Raw genomic sequence first — 15,596 nt, 5'->3', positions numbered from 1 at the left:
GAGCTGTTCCAGGGAAGGAGCGGCACACCGCCTGCTGGAAGGGACATGCGCCGGCCGGGAAGCCGGGCTCGCGGGTCTCGGACCGCCGGGCTCGTCGACGCGGGCGGGCGTGTCAGCCGGTCTTCTCATAGAGGGTCACGACGGCCGCGCCGCCGAGACCGATGTTGTGCTGGAGGGCCATCCGGACGCCGTCCACCTGCCGGGCGTCGGCCTCGCCGCGCAGTTGCCAGACCAGCTCGGCGCACTGGGCCAGCCCCGTCGCGCCGAGCGGATGGCCCTTGGACAGCAGCCCGCCGGAGGGGTTGGTCACCACCCGGCCGCCGTAGGTGTTGTCCCCGTCGGCGATGAACTTCTCGGCCGTTCCCTCCGGGGTGAGCCCCAGCGCCTCGTAGCTGAGGACCTCGTTGGTGGTGAAGCAGTCGTGCAGTTCCACGACGCCGACGTCCTCCGGCCCGACCCCGGTGGACTCGTAGACCTGCTGCGCCGCGGCCTTGGTCATGTCGTAGCCGACCAGCTTGGTGAGGTCCGACTGATCGAAGGTGGACGGGTAGTCGGTCGTCATCGCCTGGCCGCGGATCACCACGTCGGTGCGCAGTCCCAGGCCCCGGGCGTAGTCCTCGCTGCAGATCACCGCGGCGGCCGCGCCGCAGGTGGGCGGGCAGCACTGCAGCCGCGTCAGTGGTCCGCTGATGACCGGTGAGCCGAGGACCTCCTCCAGCGTCACCTCCTTGCGGAAGACGGCGTACGGGTTGTTGGCCGCATGCCGACGCGCCTTGACCGAGACCTCGGCGAAGACGTCCGGGGACATCCCATGGCGTTCGGCGTAGGCGGCGCCGGCGCCGCCGAAGTACTGGGCGGCGAACGGAGCGTCGGGATCCCAGCCGCGCGCGGCCTCGACGACCTGATCGAACTTCTCCACGGGGCTGGGCCGGTCCTGCCAATGCATGACCAGGGCCCCGGGCTGCATCTGCTCGAACCCGAGCGCGACGACGCAGTCCGCCGCCCCGCCGGCCACCGCCTGCCGGGCCAGCCACAGGGCCGAGGAGCCGGTCGAGCAGTTGTTGTTGACGTTGACCACCGGGATGCCGGAGAGGCCGACGGCGTACAGGGCCGCCTGCCCGCTGGTGGAGTCTCCGTAGACCCAGCCCGCGTACGCCTGCTGGACGGCCGCGTACTCCACCCCGGCGTCGGCGAGCGCGGCCCGCACGGCCCCGGCGCCCATCACGTCGTAGGACTCGCTCTGCCCCGGCTTGGCGAACGGGATCATCCCGACCCCGGCCACGCACACTCGCCGCTCCATGCCTGCCTCCAAGATCTCGCTGCCGCCACCGTGTCGGTGGAGTGGGCAGAGCCTAATCATGGTTTACATCTTGAAACAAGAGCGCACCTCGTGTCACTCTTCGAGAAGCAGGATCGAGCTGGCTCATTCTGCTGGAAAATCACTTAGCCCCTCATGTCCGTGAGGGGCGGAGTGCGTCCACGGCCGGACGTCCGACGCGGGGGCCCCCGCCTCGCCGGCACGTCCGGCCGTGGGTCCCGCAGCGTCGTCTGCCGCACTTCCGAACCGCAGGCCGGCGTCCAGGAAAGGCTGTGAGGTCATGAACTTGATCGACTACCTCGATCGCGGTGCGGTCCTGAACCCCGACCGGGACTGCCTGACGACACATGACGGCTCCGCCCGGCTGACCTACGCCGAGGTGGAGGACCTCACCCACCGCGTCGCCGCGGGCCTGGCCCGGGTCGGCATCGGACCCGGAAGCCGCGTCGGCGTGTACAGCCCGAACGACCCGATGGCGTTCGTCTGCGTGCTCGGCATCCTGCGGGCCGGGGCGACCTGGGTCGCCATGAACAGCCGCTCAACCCCGCGAGACCTGGGCGACCTGCTGCGACTGTTCGGGTGCCGCTCGGTGATACGCCACCCGTCCGTGCTCTCGGAGACCGACGAGCTCCTCAAGGGGCTGCCCGACGCGCAGCACGTCCTCGCCATGGAGGACTTCGAGGAGTGGACGGCCCCGGCGGGCACACGTGTGGATCGCACGCCGGCCGACCCGGAAGGCGTCGCCATGCTGGTCGGCACCGGAGGGACCACCGGGGCGCCCAAGGGCGTGCCCGTCAACAACCGGCAGATCCAGCTCATGTCGCTGGCGTTCAACGCCCACATGCCCGAGAGCCGACCGCCGGTTTACATCCTGGCGGCCCCCATGACCCACGCCGCGGGCCTGGCCGCCCTCCCCGTACTGGCGTCCGGCGGCACCGTCATCGTGCACCCGGGCGTGATCGCCGAGGAGATCTTCACGTCGATCGAGCGACACCGAGCGACACAGCTGTTCCTCCCGCCGACCGCCGTGTACACCCTGCTCGCACACCCCGACGTCCGCCGGCGGGACTTCTCGTCTCTGCGGTACTTCCTGATCGCCGCCGCGCCCATCGCCGCCGACCGGCTGGCCGAGGCGGTCGAGGTGTTCGGGCCGGTCATGACGCAGGTCTACGGGCAGGCGGAGTCGCCGTTCATCTGCACCTTCTTCGGGCCGGAACAGATCGCCGCCGCCGCGTCCCACCCCGAACTGCGGGACCGGCTGCAAAGCTGCGGCCGCCGGTCCCTGGTCGCCGACGTCCAGATCATGGGAGAGGACGGCCGGCTGCTCCCCGCGGGCGAGCGGGGCGAGATCGTCATCCGCTCCGACCTGGTGATGCGCGGCTACGACGACAACGAGGCCGCCACGGCCGAGACACGCCGTCCGGACGGCTGGCACGGCACCGGCGACATCGGATATCGCGACGCCGACGGCTTCGTCTACATCGTCGACCGCAAGAAGGACATGATCATCAGTGGTGGCTTCAACGTCTTCCCCGGGGAGGTCGAACAGGTCATCCACACGATCCCCGGGGTCAACGACTGTGCCGTGATCGGTCTGCCCGACGACAAGTGGGGCGAGTCGGTCACAGCCGTGGTCGAGCCCAGGAACGGGCACGAGATCGACCCGGACCTCGTCATCGCCACCTGCCGGGAGGCACTCGGACCCGTGAAGACGCCCAAGTCCGTGATCGTCCGGGAACTTCCGCGCTCCCCCGTCGGCAAGGTGCTGAAGCGGGTCCTGCGCGACGAGTTCTGGGAGGGCCGGACCCGCATGGTGTAGCCGGCCGCTGCCGGCGCCCCACCAGTGACACCTCAATCAGACCCGAAGAGGGACTGACGGCTTGGCCGGCGTCGGGGGACGGCCAGGCAACTCAATGCCAGGCCCAGTACGAGACCCGACAGGAATTTCATGCCCCGGACGAATCGGCGCGCCAGTCTCACGATGACAAGCCTGATCGCCAGCTCGGCGATGATCGGAGCGTCGGCGACCCCGGCGACGGCCACCCCGGACACCGACCACCGATGCACGGCGTTGAGCGACGCCCACATCTCCGCGACAACGATCACCCGTACCGTCCTCGTACCGGCGACCGGCTCCATTCCCGAACATTGCCTGGTCGACGGCTACGTCACAACGCCCGGTGACGCCTCAGTACCGAACAACCGCGTGAACGTCCAGGTCGGCCTGCCGACGGACTGGAATCACGACCTTCACTTCCAAGGGGTCGGAGGATTCGCCGGAGTCATCGGCCCGCTCGATACCGGCCTCCGGCGCGGATACGCTTCGGCTTCGACCGACACCGGCCACCGGGGCTCGGACCGGCTCGGCACCCCGACGCTCGACGGAAGCTGGGCGCTGGGCAACCGTCCGGCGCAGACCGACTACGCGTACCGCGGCACGCACGTCGCGACGGTCGCGGCCCAGGCCGTCACCACCGCCTACTACCGGCGCGCACCCCGCTACTCGGTCTTCAACGGCTGCTCGAACGGCGGCCGGCAAGGACTCGTCGAGGCCCAACGCTTCCCCGGCGACTACGACGCCGTGATCGCGGACGCCCCGGCGATCGACGTGGTCGGCATGCTCGCGACCTGGATCCGGCAGATGAAGGCACAGCTGGCGGCGAACGGTGACGCATGGCTTCCGCCGGGCAGGCTTCCCGCGCTCGCCGCGGCTTCGCTCAAGAGGAACGATGGGAAGGACGGCCTCGTCGACGGCCTGATCGGCGATCCCCGCAATGCCCGCTTCGATCCCGGCGTCCTGCGGAGCGACCGCGATCCGGGCGACCGCCTGACGAACCGCCAGGTCGAGACCGTGCGAGCCATCTACCGGGGGCTGCGGTCCGAGCCGGGCCGGCACCTGATTCCGGGCCAACCCATCGGCCACGAGGACGGCTGGACCCGATTCATCACGGGCACGATCCCGCCCGAAACCCTACCGAACGGCGGCACCGCCTTCCCCAGCGACCCCGCGGCGCCCTTCGCGTACAACGCGGCCCTGGAATTCCTCAGGTACATCGTGTTCTCAGACCCGAACTACGCACTGCAAGAGTTCGACATGAAGACCGATCTCCCCGCTCTCGACAAGGCGATCAGGCGGGACTACAACGCAGATGACCCAGACTTGACGGCCTTCGCGGCGCACGGAGGCAAGCTTCTCATCACCCATGGCTGGGCCGACCCCGCGCTCAACCCCCGGACCCTCATCCGCTACTACGGCAACGTCATCGACAAGACGAAGCCAGGAACCGTGAGCGACTTCCTCCGGCTCTTCATGGTTCCCGGAATGTTCCACTGCGGCGGAGGCCCCGGGACGACAGCCTTCGACGCACTGCCCGCGATGGAGAAATGGCTACGCCGGGGAATCGCGCCCGCCCAGATCCTCGCCACCAACCCCGCCACAGGACGGACACGGCCGCTCTGCCCTTATCCCCAGGTGGCTCGTCACCAGGGCGGCAGCATCGAAAAGGCCGAGAACTTCCGATGCGAGCCCCCACGCCCCCATGAGAAGCGTCCTGCAAGCAACTGAGAGGCCGAAGCGCGGAGGCGCACAAGTCGTCCGCGCTTCACCTTCTCCCCCACGGCTCCGCCCATCGTGATCCCCAGCGGAACCGCCTTGTTGTCTCCCTTTGACCGCCGCGATGGCGGCGTCCAGCGCCTCCAGGGGCCGGCGGTCGAGCGCTGAACGGACTGACCGGGTCGTTGGGTCAGGGGGTGGTGGGTGGGCAGCAGCTGCGGAGGTAGTCCTGGAGTTCGGTGAGGGATTTCTCGACGGTGGGGACGTCGACGCGGTAGCGGACTTCCTTGCCGACGCGGCGGGAGGTCAGTAGGCCGCCGCGGCGCAGGAGGGCGAGTTGCTGGGAGGCGTTGGACTGGCCGATGCCCATGCGCTGGGCGACTGTGCCGACGGTGAGTTCGACGCCGCCGGTGAACAGTTCCATGAGTTGCTGGCGTTGTTCGCCGGCCAGGGCTTTGAGGAAGTCGCGCAGCCTGTCGCCGGGCTGGACGGCGGCCGCGGCGCAGGATGGTGCGGCCGTCTGGTCGGTCTGGTTCGGCTGGTCGGTCTGGTCCGGCTGGTCCGGCTGGTCCGGCTGCGGTCCGGCCGGGGGGCCGGTTGTGGGCGCGGTCATGTTCGTCCCCCTTCCGCGGTGGTCATCGTAGCCCGCACATCAACAAATTGACACATTATGAAATGTTGATATGTTCGCGTCCATGAGCAGTCACTCCGATCCCGTCATCATCGTTGGAGCCGGCCAGTCCGGCCTGGCCGCCGCCCGCGCCGTCCAGTCCGCCGGACTCCGTCCGCTGGTCCTGGAGGCCGGCGCCCGTCCCGTCGGGTCCTGGGCCGGCTACTACGACAGCCTCACGCTGTTCTCACCGGCCCGCTACAGCGCGTTGGACGGCCTGGACTTCCCAGGCGACCCGGATCACCATCCGCACCGCGACGAAGTGATCGCCTACCTCGAACGCTATGCCGCGGCACTGGGCGCGGAGATCCGCACCGGCGTCCGCGTCACGTCGATCACCTCCGCCGGCGGCGCCTTCACCGTGCACACCGCCGACGGCCGGGAGCTGCGGGCGTCAGGCGTGGTGGCCACCAGCGGCACCCGGCCACTGGTGCCCGAACTGCCGGGTGAGGCGGGATTCACCGGCCGGCTGCTGCACGTGGCCGACTACGGCAACCCCAAGCCGTACGCGGGCAAGCGCGTCGTGGTCGTCGGCGCCGGGAACTCGGCGGTGCAGATCGGACACGAACTGGCCGAGGTCGCCACGGTGACCCTCGCCTCGCACGCCCCCGTCCGGTTCCTGGCGCAGCGCCCGCGCGGGCACGACGTCCACCACTGGTCGGTCACCAGCGGCTTCGACCACCTGCCGCCCGAGTGGCTCGCCCACGTCGTTCCCGGAAGGCTCGTCAACGACCCCGGCATCTACCGGCGCGCACTGGAGGACGGAACGATGGACCGCCGCCCGATGTTCACCGCGCTCGACGGCGACCACGTCATATGGGCCGACGGGTCGGCGGAGACCGTGGACGCGGTCATCCTCGCCACCGGCTACGTGCCCGACCTGCCCTACCTCGCCGAACTGGGCGCCGTCGACGCCAACGGAATGCCGCTGCACACCGGCGGGCTGTCGAGCACCCACCCCGGCCTGGGCTACCTGGGCCTGGAATTCCAGCGGTCGTTCGCGTCCAACACCCTGCGGGGAGTCAGCCGCGACGCCGATTACGTGATCGCCGCGGTAGCCGCCTACGCCGGCGGGGCACCCGCCGCCATCGGGCTGTAGCGGGCGGCTCGGCCGATGGCGAGCGCACGATCCTCCGGCGACCCGCCGGCGAAGACGTCAGCGATCGCCTCGGGTGAGGTTCGTGGGCTCACCGACGCCGTCCAGCGTCGGCCGGCTAGGCGTCGGCGGCGGCACCCGGTCAGCAGACGTGCTCCGACGACTCCGTGGCCGCACCTTTGTCGAACATCGCATCCGTCCCGCCCGAGTAGGCCGTGGGTAAAGAAGCGGTTAGCGGCGGCGTGCGGACTGTGACATCGGGTAGTCCGGCTGCGTCACAGGGGAGGAACAATGATCAGCACACTGCATAAATGGGGCATGCGGTCCAACGTCATGTACACGGCGGGCGTCGCCTCGATCGGGCTCGCGTTCGCCTCGTGGATCGCGTCCAACCGGCTCGAGGCCGCGGGCGTGGAACGTGCGGACAGGTGGGGCATCTTCGTCGGCGAATGGGCCCCGACGTTCTTCGCGATGGGCGTCGCTCTGCGCATGGAGGAGACGCGGGAGCAGGCCATGGAGGCCTCCGATCAACGCGCCGACACGGAGGACAGGATCGGCGGCTACGCTGCGAGGTCCTCGGCGATGCGGTAGCCGCGAACCGGCGGCCCACGGTGAGCGCCGGCGGGCGTCCCGCAGGTTCGCCGCCCCGCGAGCGGGGCTGCGGCCGGTCGGGCGTCCGCCGGTTTCCGCTGTGCGGTGGGGAACGTTCGGCGAGGCTCCCCGGATGCCGCCGGCCTTTCATGACGGGGTGCTGTCCACGGCAGCGGAGGGTTCAGGAACTATCAGTGGGACGACCGGAGCCGTGCCGCGTGCACGGCGACCGGCCGTCCTTCTTCAGTGCGCTCCGGCGGGCTTCAGTGCGCTCCGGCGGGCGTGACGGATGCGGCTCCGGCGGCGGCCGGTAGCAGCCGCGGGGCGATGGCGGCCCCCAGTGTCGCCGCCGCGGCGGCCGCCGTGACGACGAGCCAGGCGCCGGGTCCCAGCGGGGTGCAGCCGAAGAACCGGCTGAGGCCCGGCGTCTCGACGACCGCGAACAGCGCGCCCGCCGAGACCACGCAGGTGGCCATGACGAGGGGGCTGTGCCGGCGTGCGACGAAGGTCTGGCCGAGCTGGGCGCCGACCAGCGCCGCGAGGGCCATCGTGGACGCCCGGCGGCGCCCCCCGGGGATCAGGCCGGCCACCCTGCCGGCCTGCCAGGAGACCAGGGCGGCGGCCGCGGTGGCGGTGCCGCGCACGGCGAGCGCGGACCGCATGTCGTGGCCGCTGAACCCGCGGACGGGCGCCCCGCCGAGCGGCACCGCGGCGTCGGACCCGTGGCCGGCGGGTGTGAGCGCCACGGCCAGCGCCGGGAGCATGTCGGTGAGCATGTTCACCACGAGCAGCTGCCGGGTGCTGAGCGGGGCGTCTCCGCTCAGGGCCGTCCCGAGGATGGTGAACGACACCTCGCCCGCGTTGCCGCCGACGAGGATGGCGGCGGCGTCGCGGACGCTGTGCCACAGGGCACGGCCCTCGCGCAGCGCGTCCAGGATCAGCGCGTTGTCCGGTGCGGTGAGAACGAGGTCGGCCGCGGTGCGGGCCGCGCCGGAGCCGCGTCCGGCGACCGCGATGCCGACGTCGGCGCGGCGGATGGCGGCGGCGTCGTTGACGCCGTCGCCCGTCATCGCGACCACCCGGCCGGCCTTGCGCAGATCCTTCACGATGCGCACCTTCTGGGCCGGGGAGACACGGGCGAAGACGGCGGCGCTCTGGACGGCCCGGCGCCGCTCGCCGGCGGTCATGGCGTCGAGCTCGGTTCCGGTGAGGACCCGGTCGGCGTCGGGGATGCCGAGTTCGGCGGCGACGGCCGCGGCGGTCGCCGGGTGATCACCGGTGATCATGGTGGTGCGCACTCCCGCGGCGCCCAGCCGCCGCACCGCGTCCTCGGCGGTGGGGCGCGGGGTGTCGGCGATGCCGACGAAACCCAGCAGCGTGAGGCCCTCGATGTGGTCGGCGATCTCGCCGTGGACCCGGTCGGGCCCCGGGTCGGGGGCCTCGGCGACGGCGAGCACGCGCAGGCCCTGCCCCGCCAGGCGCCGGACGATGGCGGCGGCGGCACGCCGCCGCGCCGGGGTGAGCGGCTCGTCACGGTCGGCGGGGTCCCGGGGGGTGTGGATCCGGGCGCACTTGGCCAGGACCACCTCGGGTGCGCCCTTGACCGCGATGACCGCCCGGTCGCCGTCGCGTCCGAGTGAGGCGGAGAACCCGCGGGTGGCCTCGAAGGGCAGTTCCTCGTCCAGTGTCCACCGGGTGTCCGGCGGCAGATCGCCGGCGGACTCCAGCACCGCACGGTCGGTGGCGTGCGCGACCCGCCTGCCGTGCGGCGGCGGGCAGGCCCGCGCGGCGACCCGGAGGATGCGCCGCCCGTCGGCGCCGGTGAGCGGGAGCGGGCGGGCCGGGCCGGCCGCGCGGACCAGGCGGAGCCTGCCCTCGGTGAGGGTGCCGGTCTTGTCGAAGCACAGGGTGTCCACCCGGCCCAGCGCCTCGAGCGCGCGGGTGGAGCGGACCAGGACGCCGAGGCGGGACAGCCGCCGCGCCGCCGCGAGCTGCGACAGGGTCGCGACCAGGGGCAGTCCTTCGGGGACGGCGGCCACGGCGACCGCGATGCCGGATTCGAGGGCGCGGTGCAGCGGCAGGCCGCGCAGCATGCCCAGCGCCGTGACGGACGCGCCGCCGAGGAGGGTGGCGGGGAGGGCCTGGTGGGTGAGTTCGGCGAGGTGCGCCTGCATGGTGGACGAGGCGTCCGCCGCGCCGGCCAGTGCCGCGGCCCGGCCGGTCTCGGTGGCCTCGGCGGTGGCGACCACGAGGGCGACCGCGCCGCCGGCGACGACGGTGGTGCCCTCGTAGACCATGCAGTACCGGTCGGCCGGGTCGGCGCCCGGCGCCGGCTCGACGCTCTTGCCGACGGGCACCGACTCCCCGGTGAGCGTGGCCTCGTCCACTTCCAGCGACTCCGCCCACAGCAGCCGGGCGTCCGCCGGGACGACGTCCTCCGGGCGCAGGAGGATCACGTCGCCGATCCGCAGGCGGGCGGCCGGGAGCTGCTCGGTGGCGGCGGACCGCAGATGCGCGAACGCGTCCGAGTCCGCGGCGCCGGGCCGCGGGGGCCGGGCGGCGCCGTCCCGCAGGCGGCGGGCGCCGACCTGCTGCCCCAGGAGCAGTTCGCCCAGGACCCGCTCCGCCCGCATCCGCTGCACGCCCCCGATGAGGGCGTTGCCCGTCATGACACCGGTGACCAGCAGCGCGTCCACGCTGGAACCCACCACCGCGGACGCCGCCGCGCCGAGCGCGAGCACGGGGGTCAGCGGATCCTCGAGTTCCTGCCGCACAGCGGCGGCCAGGCGCAGTCCGGCGCCGGCCGGCCGGACCACCGTCCAGTTCAGCGGCGGCACCCCCGCCAGCCCGGCCCGGACGGCGGCGGCGCGCGACCGCGGGCTCGGCGCCTCGGCTTCCCCGGGCGCGGGTCCGGCGGCGGCGCGCGACAGCCGCCGGAAGACCTCCTCGGCGGTGAGGGCGTGCCAGGCGTCGCGGACGACGGGCGGCGGCAGCGGGCGGTGGTCCAGCCGCCGGGCGCTCACCGCGTTGGCCAGCATCGCCATCATGCACGCCACGTGCACCGGCGGGAGTTCCCGCCAGTACGCGATCCCCCGGCGCCGCGGCCGTCCCCCGGCGAGCAGCAGCGCGCCGAGCGCCGAGGCGCTCAGGGACAGCTCCGCGGCGCGGACGCTGGCGCGTCTCGCGGGCCGGACAGCCGTCAGCAGCCGCCACGCCTCGCCGAGTCCCGGCCCGCACACCACGTCGGCGCGCCAGCCGGCCGGCCCGTCGCCGCACAACACGCTCACTCCGACGTCGGCGGCGTCCAGCACCCGGTCCTGCCCGCGGGCGATCGCCAGCACTCCGTGGCCCTCGCGCTGCAGGGCACGCACGGAGTCCGCCAGGTCACGGGCGGCCACGGGAGAGTCGTCGCCCCAGGCGACCAGCTCCCTGGTGCTGGCGTGCTCGGTCAGGACGACCACGTCGGCCGCCTCGTGCGCCGCCGCCAGCAGCGCTTCGGCCAGCGGATCGAGCGAGCAGCCCACCCGGACGCGGCCGCAGCGCCGGCCCCGCCGGTCCAGCAGATCCAGCGCGGCGCCCCCCGGGTCGGCGGGACCACCGTCCGCCGCCCTGACCAGGCGCCATTCCGCGGCCGGGTCCTGGTCGCCGTCCCCGCCGCCGGGCCGCTCGGCCGGCCATGGACCGTGCCCGGCCAGGTCGCCGGGGTCGCGGCCGGCCAGCAACGCGCCGGCCACACGCCAGACGCCCCCGTCGTCCAGGCTCTCGCCGGTCGCGACCGCCGACAGCAGCCGCGGCTCCCCCGCGCACAGCACCGCGGAGTCGATGACGACCGCGCCGACCCGGTCGAGCCGGCGCAGCGCGGCCGGTTCCAGCACCACCGTGCCGCGGCCGGCCAGGTCGTGCGCCAGCACCGCGGCGAACGCCTCCCGGCCGTGCCGCGCCGCCTTGGGCATGGTCTCCAGCAGCAGATCGGCGGCGCGGGACGCGTCCCCCGTGCTCGCCAGGACGCCGGCTCCGCCCAGCAGGTGTCCCAGCTCCGTGCGGTTACCGGCCTTCTCGACCGGGCCGTCCGGGAGGGGGCACGGCCGCCTGACCCGGGTACCGCACTCCTGCGGCTGCCGCCCGGCCACCGCGAGATGCGGCTCACGACGCCGCCACGCCTCGCGGCGCGCCCCGATCTCGTAGAGCTGGAACACCCGGTGCACGGCGTCCGAGGCCAGCGGTGCCACGCCCTGCCCGGCGCCCTGGACGACGGCGTTGGCGGCCCCGAGCACGGCTTCGGTGCGCGGCCCGCCGAGGCGCCGCTCCACCACCGTCCGCACCCGGGGCATCGAGTCCACCAGTGACACGGCCGCCCGTACCGGGCTCGGCATCGGCGGGAGAGCCAGCAGCCTGCCGACCGCGGCCGCCGCCGTCCCCACGCAGTCCGCCGCGAGGGCGGACGTCGCCGCCGCCCATGCCATCTCATCGTCGGGGCGGCACGCGTGCGCGTCCTCGTCGAACCGGGCGGCGCCGTGCGCTTTCTCCACGCCCTGGACGGCCGCCACCAGAGCGCTCACGTCCACGTCGCCTTCCGCGTACGCCACCAGGACGTGACCGGTGACCGCGTTCACCTCGGCCCAGTCCACCCCGTCCAGCCGCTGCAGCGCCCCCGTCAGCGCCTTCACGTACCGCCGGTGCCGCTCCCCGCCGCCCGCCAGGCCGTTCACCTGGATGTGGACGCGTCCGCCGTGCGCCCACACGCGCCGTCCGGGGCCTCCGGCGGCCAGGGCCGCGAGCGCGCCGGCGACCCGGGATGCGCGGTTCGCCCCCCCGCCCACCGCCTGGCGCACGGGCCGCGCCCGCACACCCGCCTTCGCTCCTCGTACGGCCAGCGTGGACGCCGTGTCCGCCGCGGCGACCGGCACGCTCAGCACCGTCTTGGCCAGGGACGCGCCCGGAATCGCCACCGCCCGTTCCTCCTGCCCGAGGCTGACCGACCCACCGACGATCGCCGGTTACCCGTGCCCACGCTCTGTAAACAGCGGTCGGCCGCGGGGGGCGGTGGTCGTTAGAGCGGGGCGTCGCCGGGTAGCAGCGCGATGCAGGAAGAGCCGGTGATTCGCTGGGACATGGGGGCAAGAGATGACCACGCCTGAAGAGAACGCGCCGAAGACCGAGGACACGGACCAGGTCGTGATGAGGCCGGGTGGAGACCCCGATCGTGACCCGGACCGGGAACCCAGGTCACGGCCCGACGATCGCACTGAACTCGGCGCCGAGCTCGAAGACAAGATGTCGGAGAAGGGGCTGTCTCGCGACGACTTCTCGGAGTCTTGAGCACGCCCGGGGACGCCCGGTGCGGCGCTCCTCGGGTCGTCGCGGTCACTTGGGAACGGGAACCGTCCGATGGAGACCACCGCCTCCAGCAGCGCGTGCACCCGGTGGCGGGTGGCGCGGGGGTTTCCGGCCGCGCCTCTTCCGCCGTTAGCGCGGGCCGGTCCTGGGGAAGGGAGCGACAGCCGGCCGGCGGGTTCATCCGGTTCACCGTGCATCACGCCGACCATTTCTGAACGCGGGCGAGACCGCTGGAGGTCATGCCGATGAACGCCGCCGTGAGCGAGACCCACATCGGCGTGGTCTTCTTCGTGGGCGACCGGGCGTACAAGCTCAAGAAGCCGGTGGACCTGGGATTCCTCGACTTCAGCACTCGGGAGCAGCGCGAGAGGGCCTGCCATGAGGAGGTCCGGCTCAACCGGCGTTTCGCACCGGACGTCTACCTCGGCGTCTCCGACGTGCACGCCCCCGGCGACGGTGAGGTCTGCGACCATCTGGTCGTGATGCGGCGGATGCCGGCGGACCGGCGCCTGTCCGCGCTGGTCGAGGCGCACGAGCCGGTCGAGGACGCGCTCCGCGACACCGCACGCGACCTGGCGGCCTGGCACGCCGAGGCGCCACGCGGACCCGAGGTCACCGCCCAGGGCACCCGCGACGCCGTCCGAGGCCGCTGGAACGACAGCTTCGAGCAGGTGCGCCCCTTCCACGACCGGGCCGTGGACGGCGCGGCGGCCACCGAGGTCGAAGAACTCACGACCGCCTTCCTCGCCGGCCGCGAGGCGCTGTTCGACGCGCGCATCGCCGACGGCCGTGTGGTCGACGGGCACGGCGACCTGCTGGCCGACGACATCTTCTGCCTGGACGACGGCCCGCGCATCCTGGACTGCCTGGAGTTCGACGAGAAGCTGCGCAGCGTGGACGGCCTCGACGACGCCTCGTTCCTCGCCATGGACCTCGAACGCCTCGGCGCACCCGGCCTCGCCGAACGCTTCATCGACTGGTACGCGGGCTTCGCGGCGGACCCGGCACCGCCCTCGCTGCGCCACCACTACGTCGCCTACCGGGCATTCGTCCGCGCCAAGGTCGCGTGCCTGCGCTACGGGCAGGGCGTCCCCGAAGCGGCCGGCGAGGCACGCGCCTACACGGACGTCGCGCTGCGCCACCTGCGCGCCGGGAGGGTCGACCTGATCCTCGTGGGCGGGCTGCCCGGCACAGGGAAGACGTCCCTCGCCGGTGCGCTGGCCGACCGGCTCGGCTGCTCGCTGCTCAGCAGCGACCGCATCCGCAAGGAACTCGCGGGCCTCCCGCCCGAGGACTCCGCCGCCGCCCCCTACGGCACGGGGATCTACACACCGGAATGGACTGGACGCACCTACCGTGAACTGGCCGAACGCGCGGCGACCCTGCTCCGGATCGGTGAGACGGTCATCCTGGACGCGTCATGGTCCGCCAAGGAGGACAGGGACCTCCTCACCGCCGTGGCCGAACGCGAGCACGCGCACCCGACGTCCCTTCGCTGCGAGGCCCCCGAATCCGTCACCGCCGAACGCATGCGGGTCCGTGCCCGCTCGCGGGGCATCTCCGACGCCGACGCCGACATCGCCGCGGCCATGCGCGCCGATGCGGCACCATGGCCCGAGTCGGCCCGGATCGACACCGGCGGAACGGTGGAGAACGCCGTCGGACAGGCACTGGCCGTCGTCCGGCCGGCGGGCGCCGACCACCTCTGGCACCGCCGTCCGCTCCTGTCCCCCGACTGACTCGCCGGCGAAACGGAAACGACCGGAGGATCCACCGATGCGGGTGATCTCGGAGACCCACCTCGGCGCCGTCCTGTCCGGCCTGCCGGGACGGCCGCGGGTGGTGGCCGGGGGCAACTTCGCCACGCCCCGGAGGGCCCTGGCCGTCCTGGACGAGGCGCTACCGGAGTACCGGCTGTTCATGCTCAATGCCCAGGGCGGGCTCCCCGACCGCGACGGAGTGGAACTGGAGACCCCGTTCGTCGGCGCCGGGATGCGCGGCCGGGACGGCCTGCGGTACTACCCGTCGCGGCTGTCGCTGGTGCCCAACCTGCTCAAGGAGCTGCTGCCGCCGGACGTGGTGGTGATGCAGACGTCCGTGCCCGCAGGCGGGACGGTCTCGCTCGGCATCGAGGTGAACATCCTGCCCGCCGCCATCGAGGCCGTCCGGGAACGCGGCGGCCTGGTGATCGCCCAGCTGAACCCGCGGATGCCCTACACCTACGGCGACGCCGTGCTCGCCCTGGAGGACGTCGACTACGCCATCGAGACGGACGAGCCGCTCGCCACTCCCGTGCCGCGGCCGCCCGGCGAGGTCGCGCGGGAGATCGGGCGGCGGGTCGCGCGGCTCGTCCCCGAGCAGGCGACGCTGCAACTCGGGATCGGCGGCATCCCGGACGCGGTGCTGGCCTCGCTGCTGGACCGCCGGGGGCTCGGCGTGTGGTCGGAGATGTTCAGCGACGGTGTCCTGGCGCTGGAGAGGGCCGGCGCGCTCGACACCGCCGTGCCCATCACCTCCTCGTTCGCCTTCGGAGGCCGCGAGCTGTACGAATGGGCCGACCGCAACGAACGCGTCCGGATGCTGCGCACCGAGAAGACCAACGACCCCGGCCTGATCGCCCGCAGGCCACGCATGGTCTCGGTGAACTCCGCCCTCCAGGTCGATCTGTACGCCCAGGCCAACGCCAGCCGCGTGCGGGGGGTGATCTACTCCGGATTCGGCGGCCAGACCGACTTCGTCGTCGGCGCCCTGCACTCCCCCGGCGGACGCGCCGTCATCGCGCTGCCGTCCTGGCACCCCCGCGCGGACGTCTCCACCGTCATACCTCGCCTGTCCGGGCCGGTCACCTCGTTCCAGCACAGCTACCTCGTCAGCGAACAGGGCACCGCCGCCGTCTGGGGCCACGACGCGGCGTCCCAGGCGCAGCAGATCGTGGACGAGGTCGCCCACCCGTCCGCACGCGACGAACTCCGCGAAGAGGGCCGCGAGCTCGGTTTCCCGCTGCGCTGAGGGACGCCGGCTCCGCGCGCCC

At 73.0% G+C, this 15,596-nt stretch carries 10 protein-coding genes; 7 read left to right on the top strand and 3 right to left on the bottom strand.

Annotated elements, in window-relative coordinates:
* Positions 1-112: 112 nt before the first annotated feature.
* Positions 113-1,300, bottom strand: coding sequence for a lipid-transfer protein (locus ACTWPP_RS13430; RefSeq protein ID WP_443104544.1), 1,188 nt, complete (start codon positions 1,298-1,300; stop codon positions 113-115).
* 298 nt (positions 1,301-1,598) lie between these two features.
* On the opposite strand from ACTWPP_RS13430, the gene ACTWPP_RS13425 reads away from it, so the two are divergent.
* Positions 1,599-3,137: a class I adenylate-forming enzyme family protein gene (locus ACTWPP_RS13425; RefSeq protein WP_443104543.1), complete on the top strand. Its 1,539-nt coding sequence runs from the start codon at positions 1,599-1,601 to the stop codon at positions 3,135-3,137.
* A gap of 162 nt (positions 3,138-3,299) precedes the next feature.
* Positions 3,300-4,883 carry a tannase/feruloyl esterase family alpha/beta hydrolase gene (locus ACTWPP_RS13420; RefSeq protein ID WP_443104542.1) on the top strand — a complete coding sequence of 528 codons (1,584 nt, stop codon included), beginning with the start codon at positions 3,300-3,302 and terminating at the stop codon, positions 4,881-4,883.
* A gap of 178 nt (positions 4,884-5,061) precedes the next feature.
* On the opposite strand, the gene ACTWPP_RS13415 is transcribed toward ACTWPP_RS13420, so the two are convergent.
* Positions 5,062-5,484, bottom strand: coding sequence for an ArsR/SmtB family transcription factor (locus ACTWPP_RS13415; protein ID WP_443104541.1), 423 nt, complete (start codon positions 5,482-5,484; stop codon positions 5,062-5,064).
* Between the two features lie 82 nt (positions 5,485-5,566).
* Between ACTWPP_RS13415 and ACTWPP_RS13410 the strand changes: the two genes are divergently transcribed.
* Entirely contained in the window at positions 5,567-6,640 is a 1,074-nt protein-coding gene (locus tag ACTWPP_RS13410) for a flavin-containing monooxygenase (protein ID WP_443104540.1), read from the top strand.
* Between the two features lie 288 nt (positions 6,641-6,928).
* On the top strand, positions 6,929-7,228 hold the full coding sequence (locus ACTWPP_RS13405; RefSeq protein WP_443104539.1) for a hypothetical protein: 300 nt from the start codon (positions 6,929-6,931) through the stop codon (positions 7,226-7,228).
* A gap of 263 nt (positions 7,229-7,491) precedes the next feature.
* On the opposite strand, the gene ACTWPP_RS13400 is transcribed toward ACTWPP_RS13405, so the two are convergent.
* A complete protein-coding gene (locus ACTWPP_RS13400) occupies positions 7,492-12,177 on the bottom strand; it encodes an HAD-IC family P-type ATPase (protein WP_443104538.1) in 4,686 nt (1,561 codons plus the stop codon).
* A 175-nt stretch (positions 12,178-12,352) separates the two neighbouring features.
* Between ACTWPP_RS13400 and ACTWPP_RS13395 the strand changes: the two genes are divergently transcribed.
* The 3 genes from ACTWPP_RS13395 (at position 12,353) to ACTWPP_RS13385 (ending at position 15,574) form a co-directional block, all read left to right on the top strand.
* A complete protein-coding gene (locus ACTWPP_RS13395; protein ID WP_443104537.1) occupies positions 12,353-12,547 on the top strand; it encodes a hypothetical protein in 195 nt (64 codons plus the stop codon).
* A gap of 263 nt (positions 12,548-12,810) precedes the next feature.
* On the top strand, positions 12,811-14,304 hold the full coding sequence (locus ACTWPP_RS13390) for a bifunctional aminoglycoside phosphotransferase/ATP-binding protein (RefSeq protein WP_443104536.1): 1,494 nt from the start codon (positions 12,811-12,813) through the stop codon (positions 14,302-14,304).
* Between the two features lie 37 nt (positions 14,305-14,341).
* Positions 14,342-15,574, top strand: coding sequence for an acetyl-CoA hydrolase/transferase family protein (locus ACTWPP_RS13385; protein WP_443104535.1), 1,233 nt, complete (start codon positions 14,342-14,344; stop codon positions 15,572-15,574).
* Positions 15,575-15,596: the final 22 nt, after the last annotated feature.

The organism is Actinomadura sp. 3N407 (assembly GCF_052245875.1).
Lineage (GTDB): Bacteria > Actinomycetota > Actinomycetes > Streptosporangiales > Streptosporangiaceae > Spirillospora.
The sequence above is the reverse complement of the archived record's forward strand: the minus strand, read 5'-3'. Positions and strand labels throughout refer to the sequence as shown.

What these genes read in the sequence shown, in the direction of transcription:
- ACTWPP_RS13405 (WP_443104539.1), top strand. Translation starts at nt 6,929, where the DNA reads ATGATCAGCACACTGCATAAATGGGGCATGCGGTCCAACGTCATGTAC.
- ACTWPP_RS13390 (WP_443104536.1), top strand. Translation starts at nt 12,811, where the DNA reads ATGAACGCCGCCGTGAGCGAGACCCACATCGGCGTGGTCTTCTTCGTG.
- ACTWPP_RS13425 (WP_443104543.1), top strand. Translation starts at nt 1,599, where the DNA reads ATGAACTTGATCGACTACCTCGATCGCGGTGCGGTCCTGAACCCCGAC.
- ACTWPP_RS13410 (WP_443104540.1), top strand. Translation starts at nt 5,567, where the DNA reads ATGAGCAGTCACTCCGATCCCGTCATCATCGTTGGAGCCGGCCAGTCC.
- ACTWPP_RS13395 (WP_443104537.1), top strand. Translation starts at nt 12,353, where the DNA reads ATGACCACGCCTGAAGAGAACGCGCCGAAGACCGAGGACACGGACCAG.
- ACTWPP_RS13430 (WP_443104544.1), bottom strand. Translation starts at nt 1,300, where the DNA reads ATGGAGCGGCGAGTGTGCGTGGCCGGGGTCGGGATGATCCCGTTCGCC.
- ACTWPP_RS13385 (WP_443104535.1), top strand. Translation starts at nt 14,342, where the DNA reads ATGCGGGTGATCTCGGAGACCCACCTCGGCGCCGTCCTGTCCGGCCTG.
- ACTWPP_RS13415 (WP_443104541.1), bottom strand. Translation starts at nt 5,484, where the DNA reads ATGACCGCGCCCACAACCGGCCCCCCGGCCGGACCGCAGCCGGACCAG.
- ACTWPP_RS13420 (WP_443104542.1), top strand. Translation starts at nt 3,300, where the DNA reads ATGACAAGCCTGATCGCCAGCTCGGCGATGATCGGAGCGTCGGCGACC.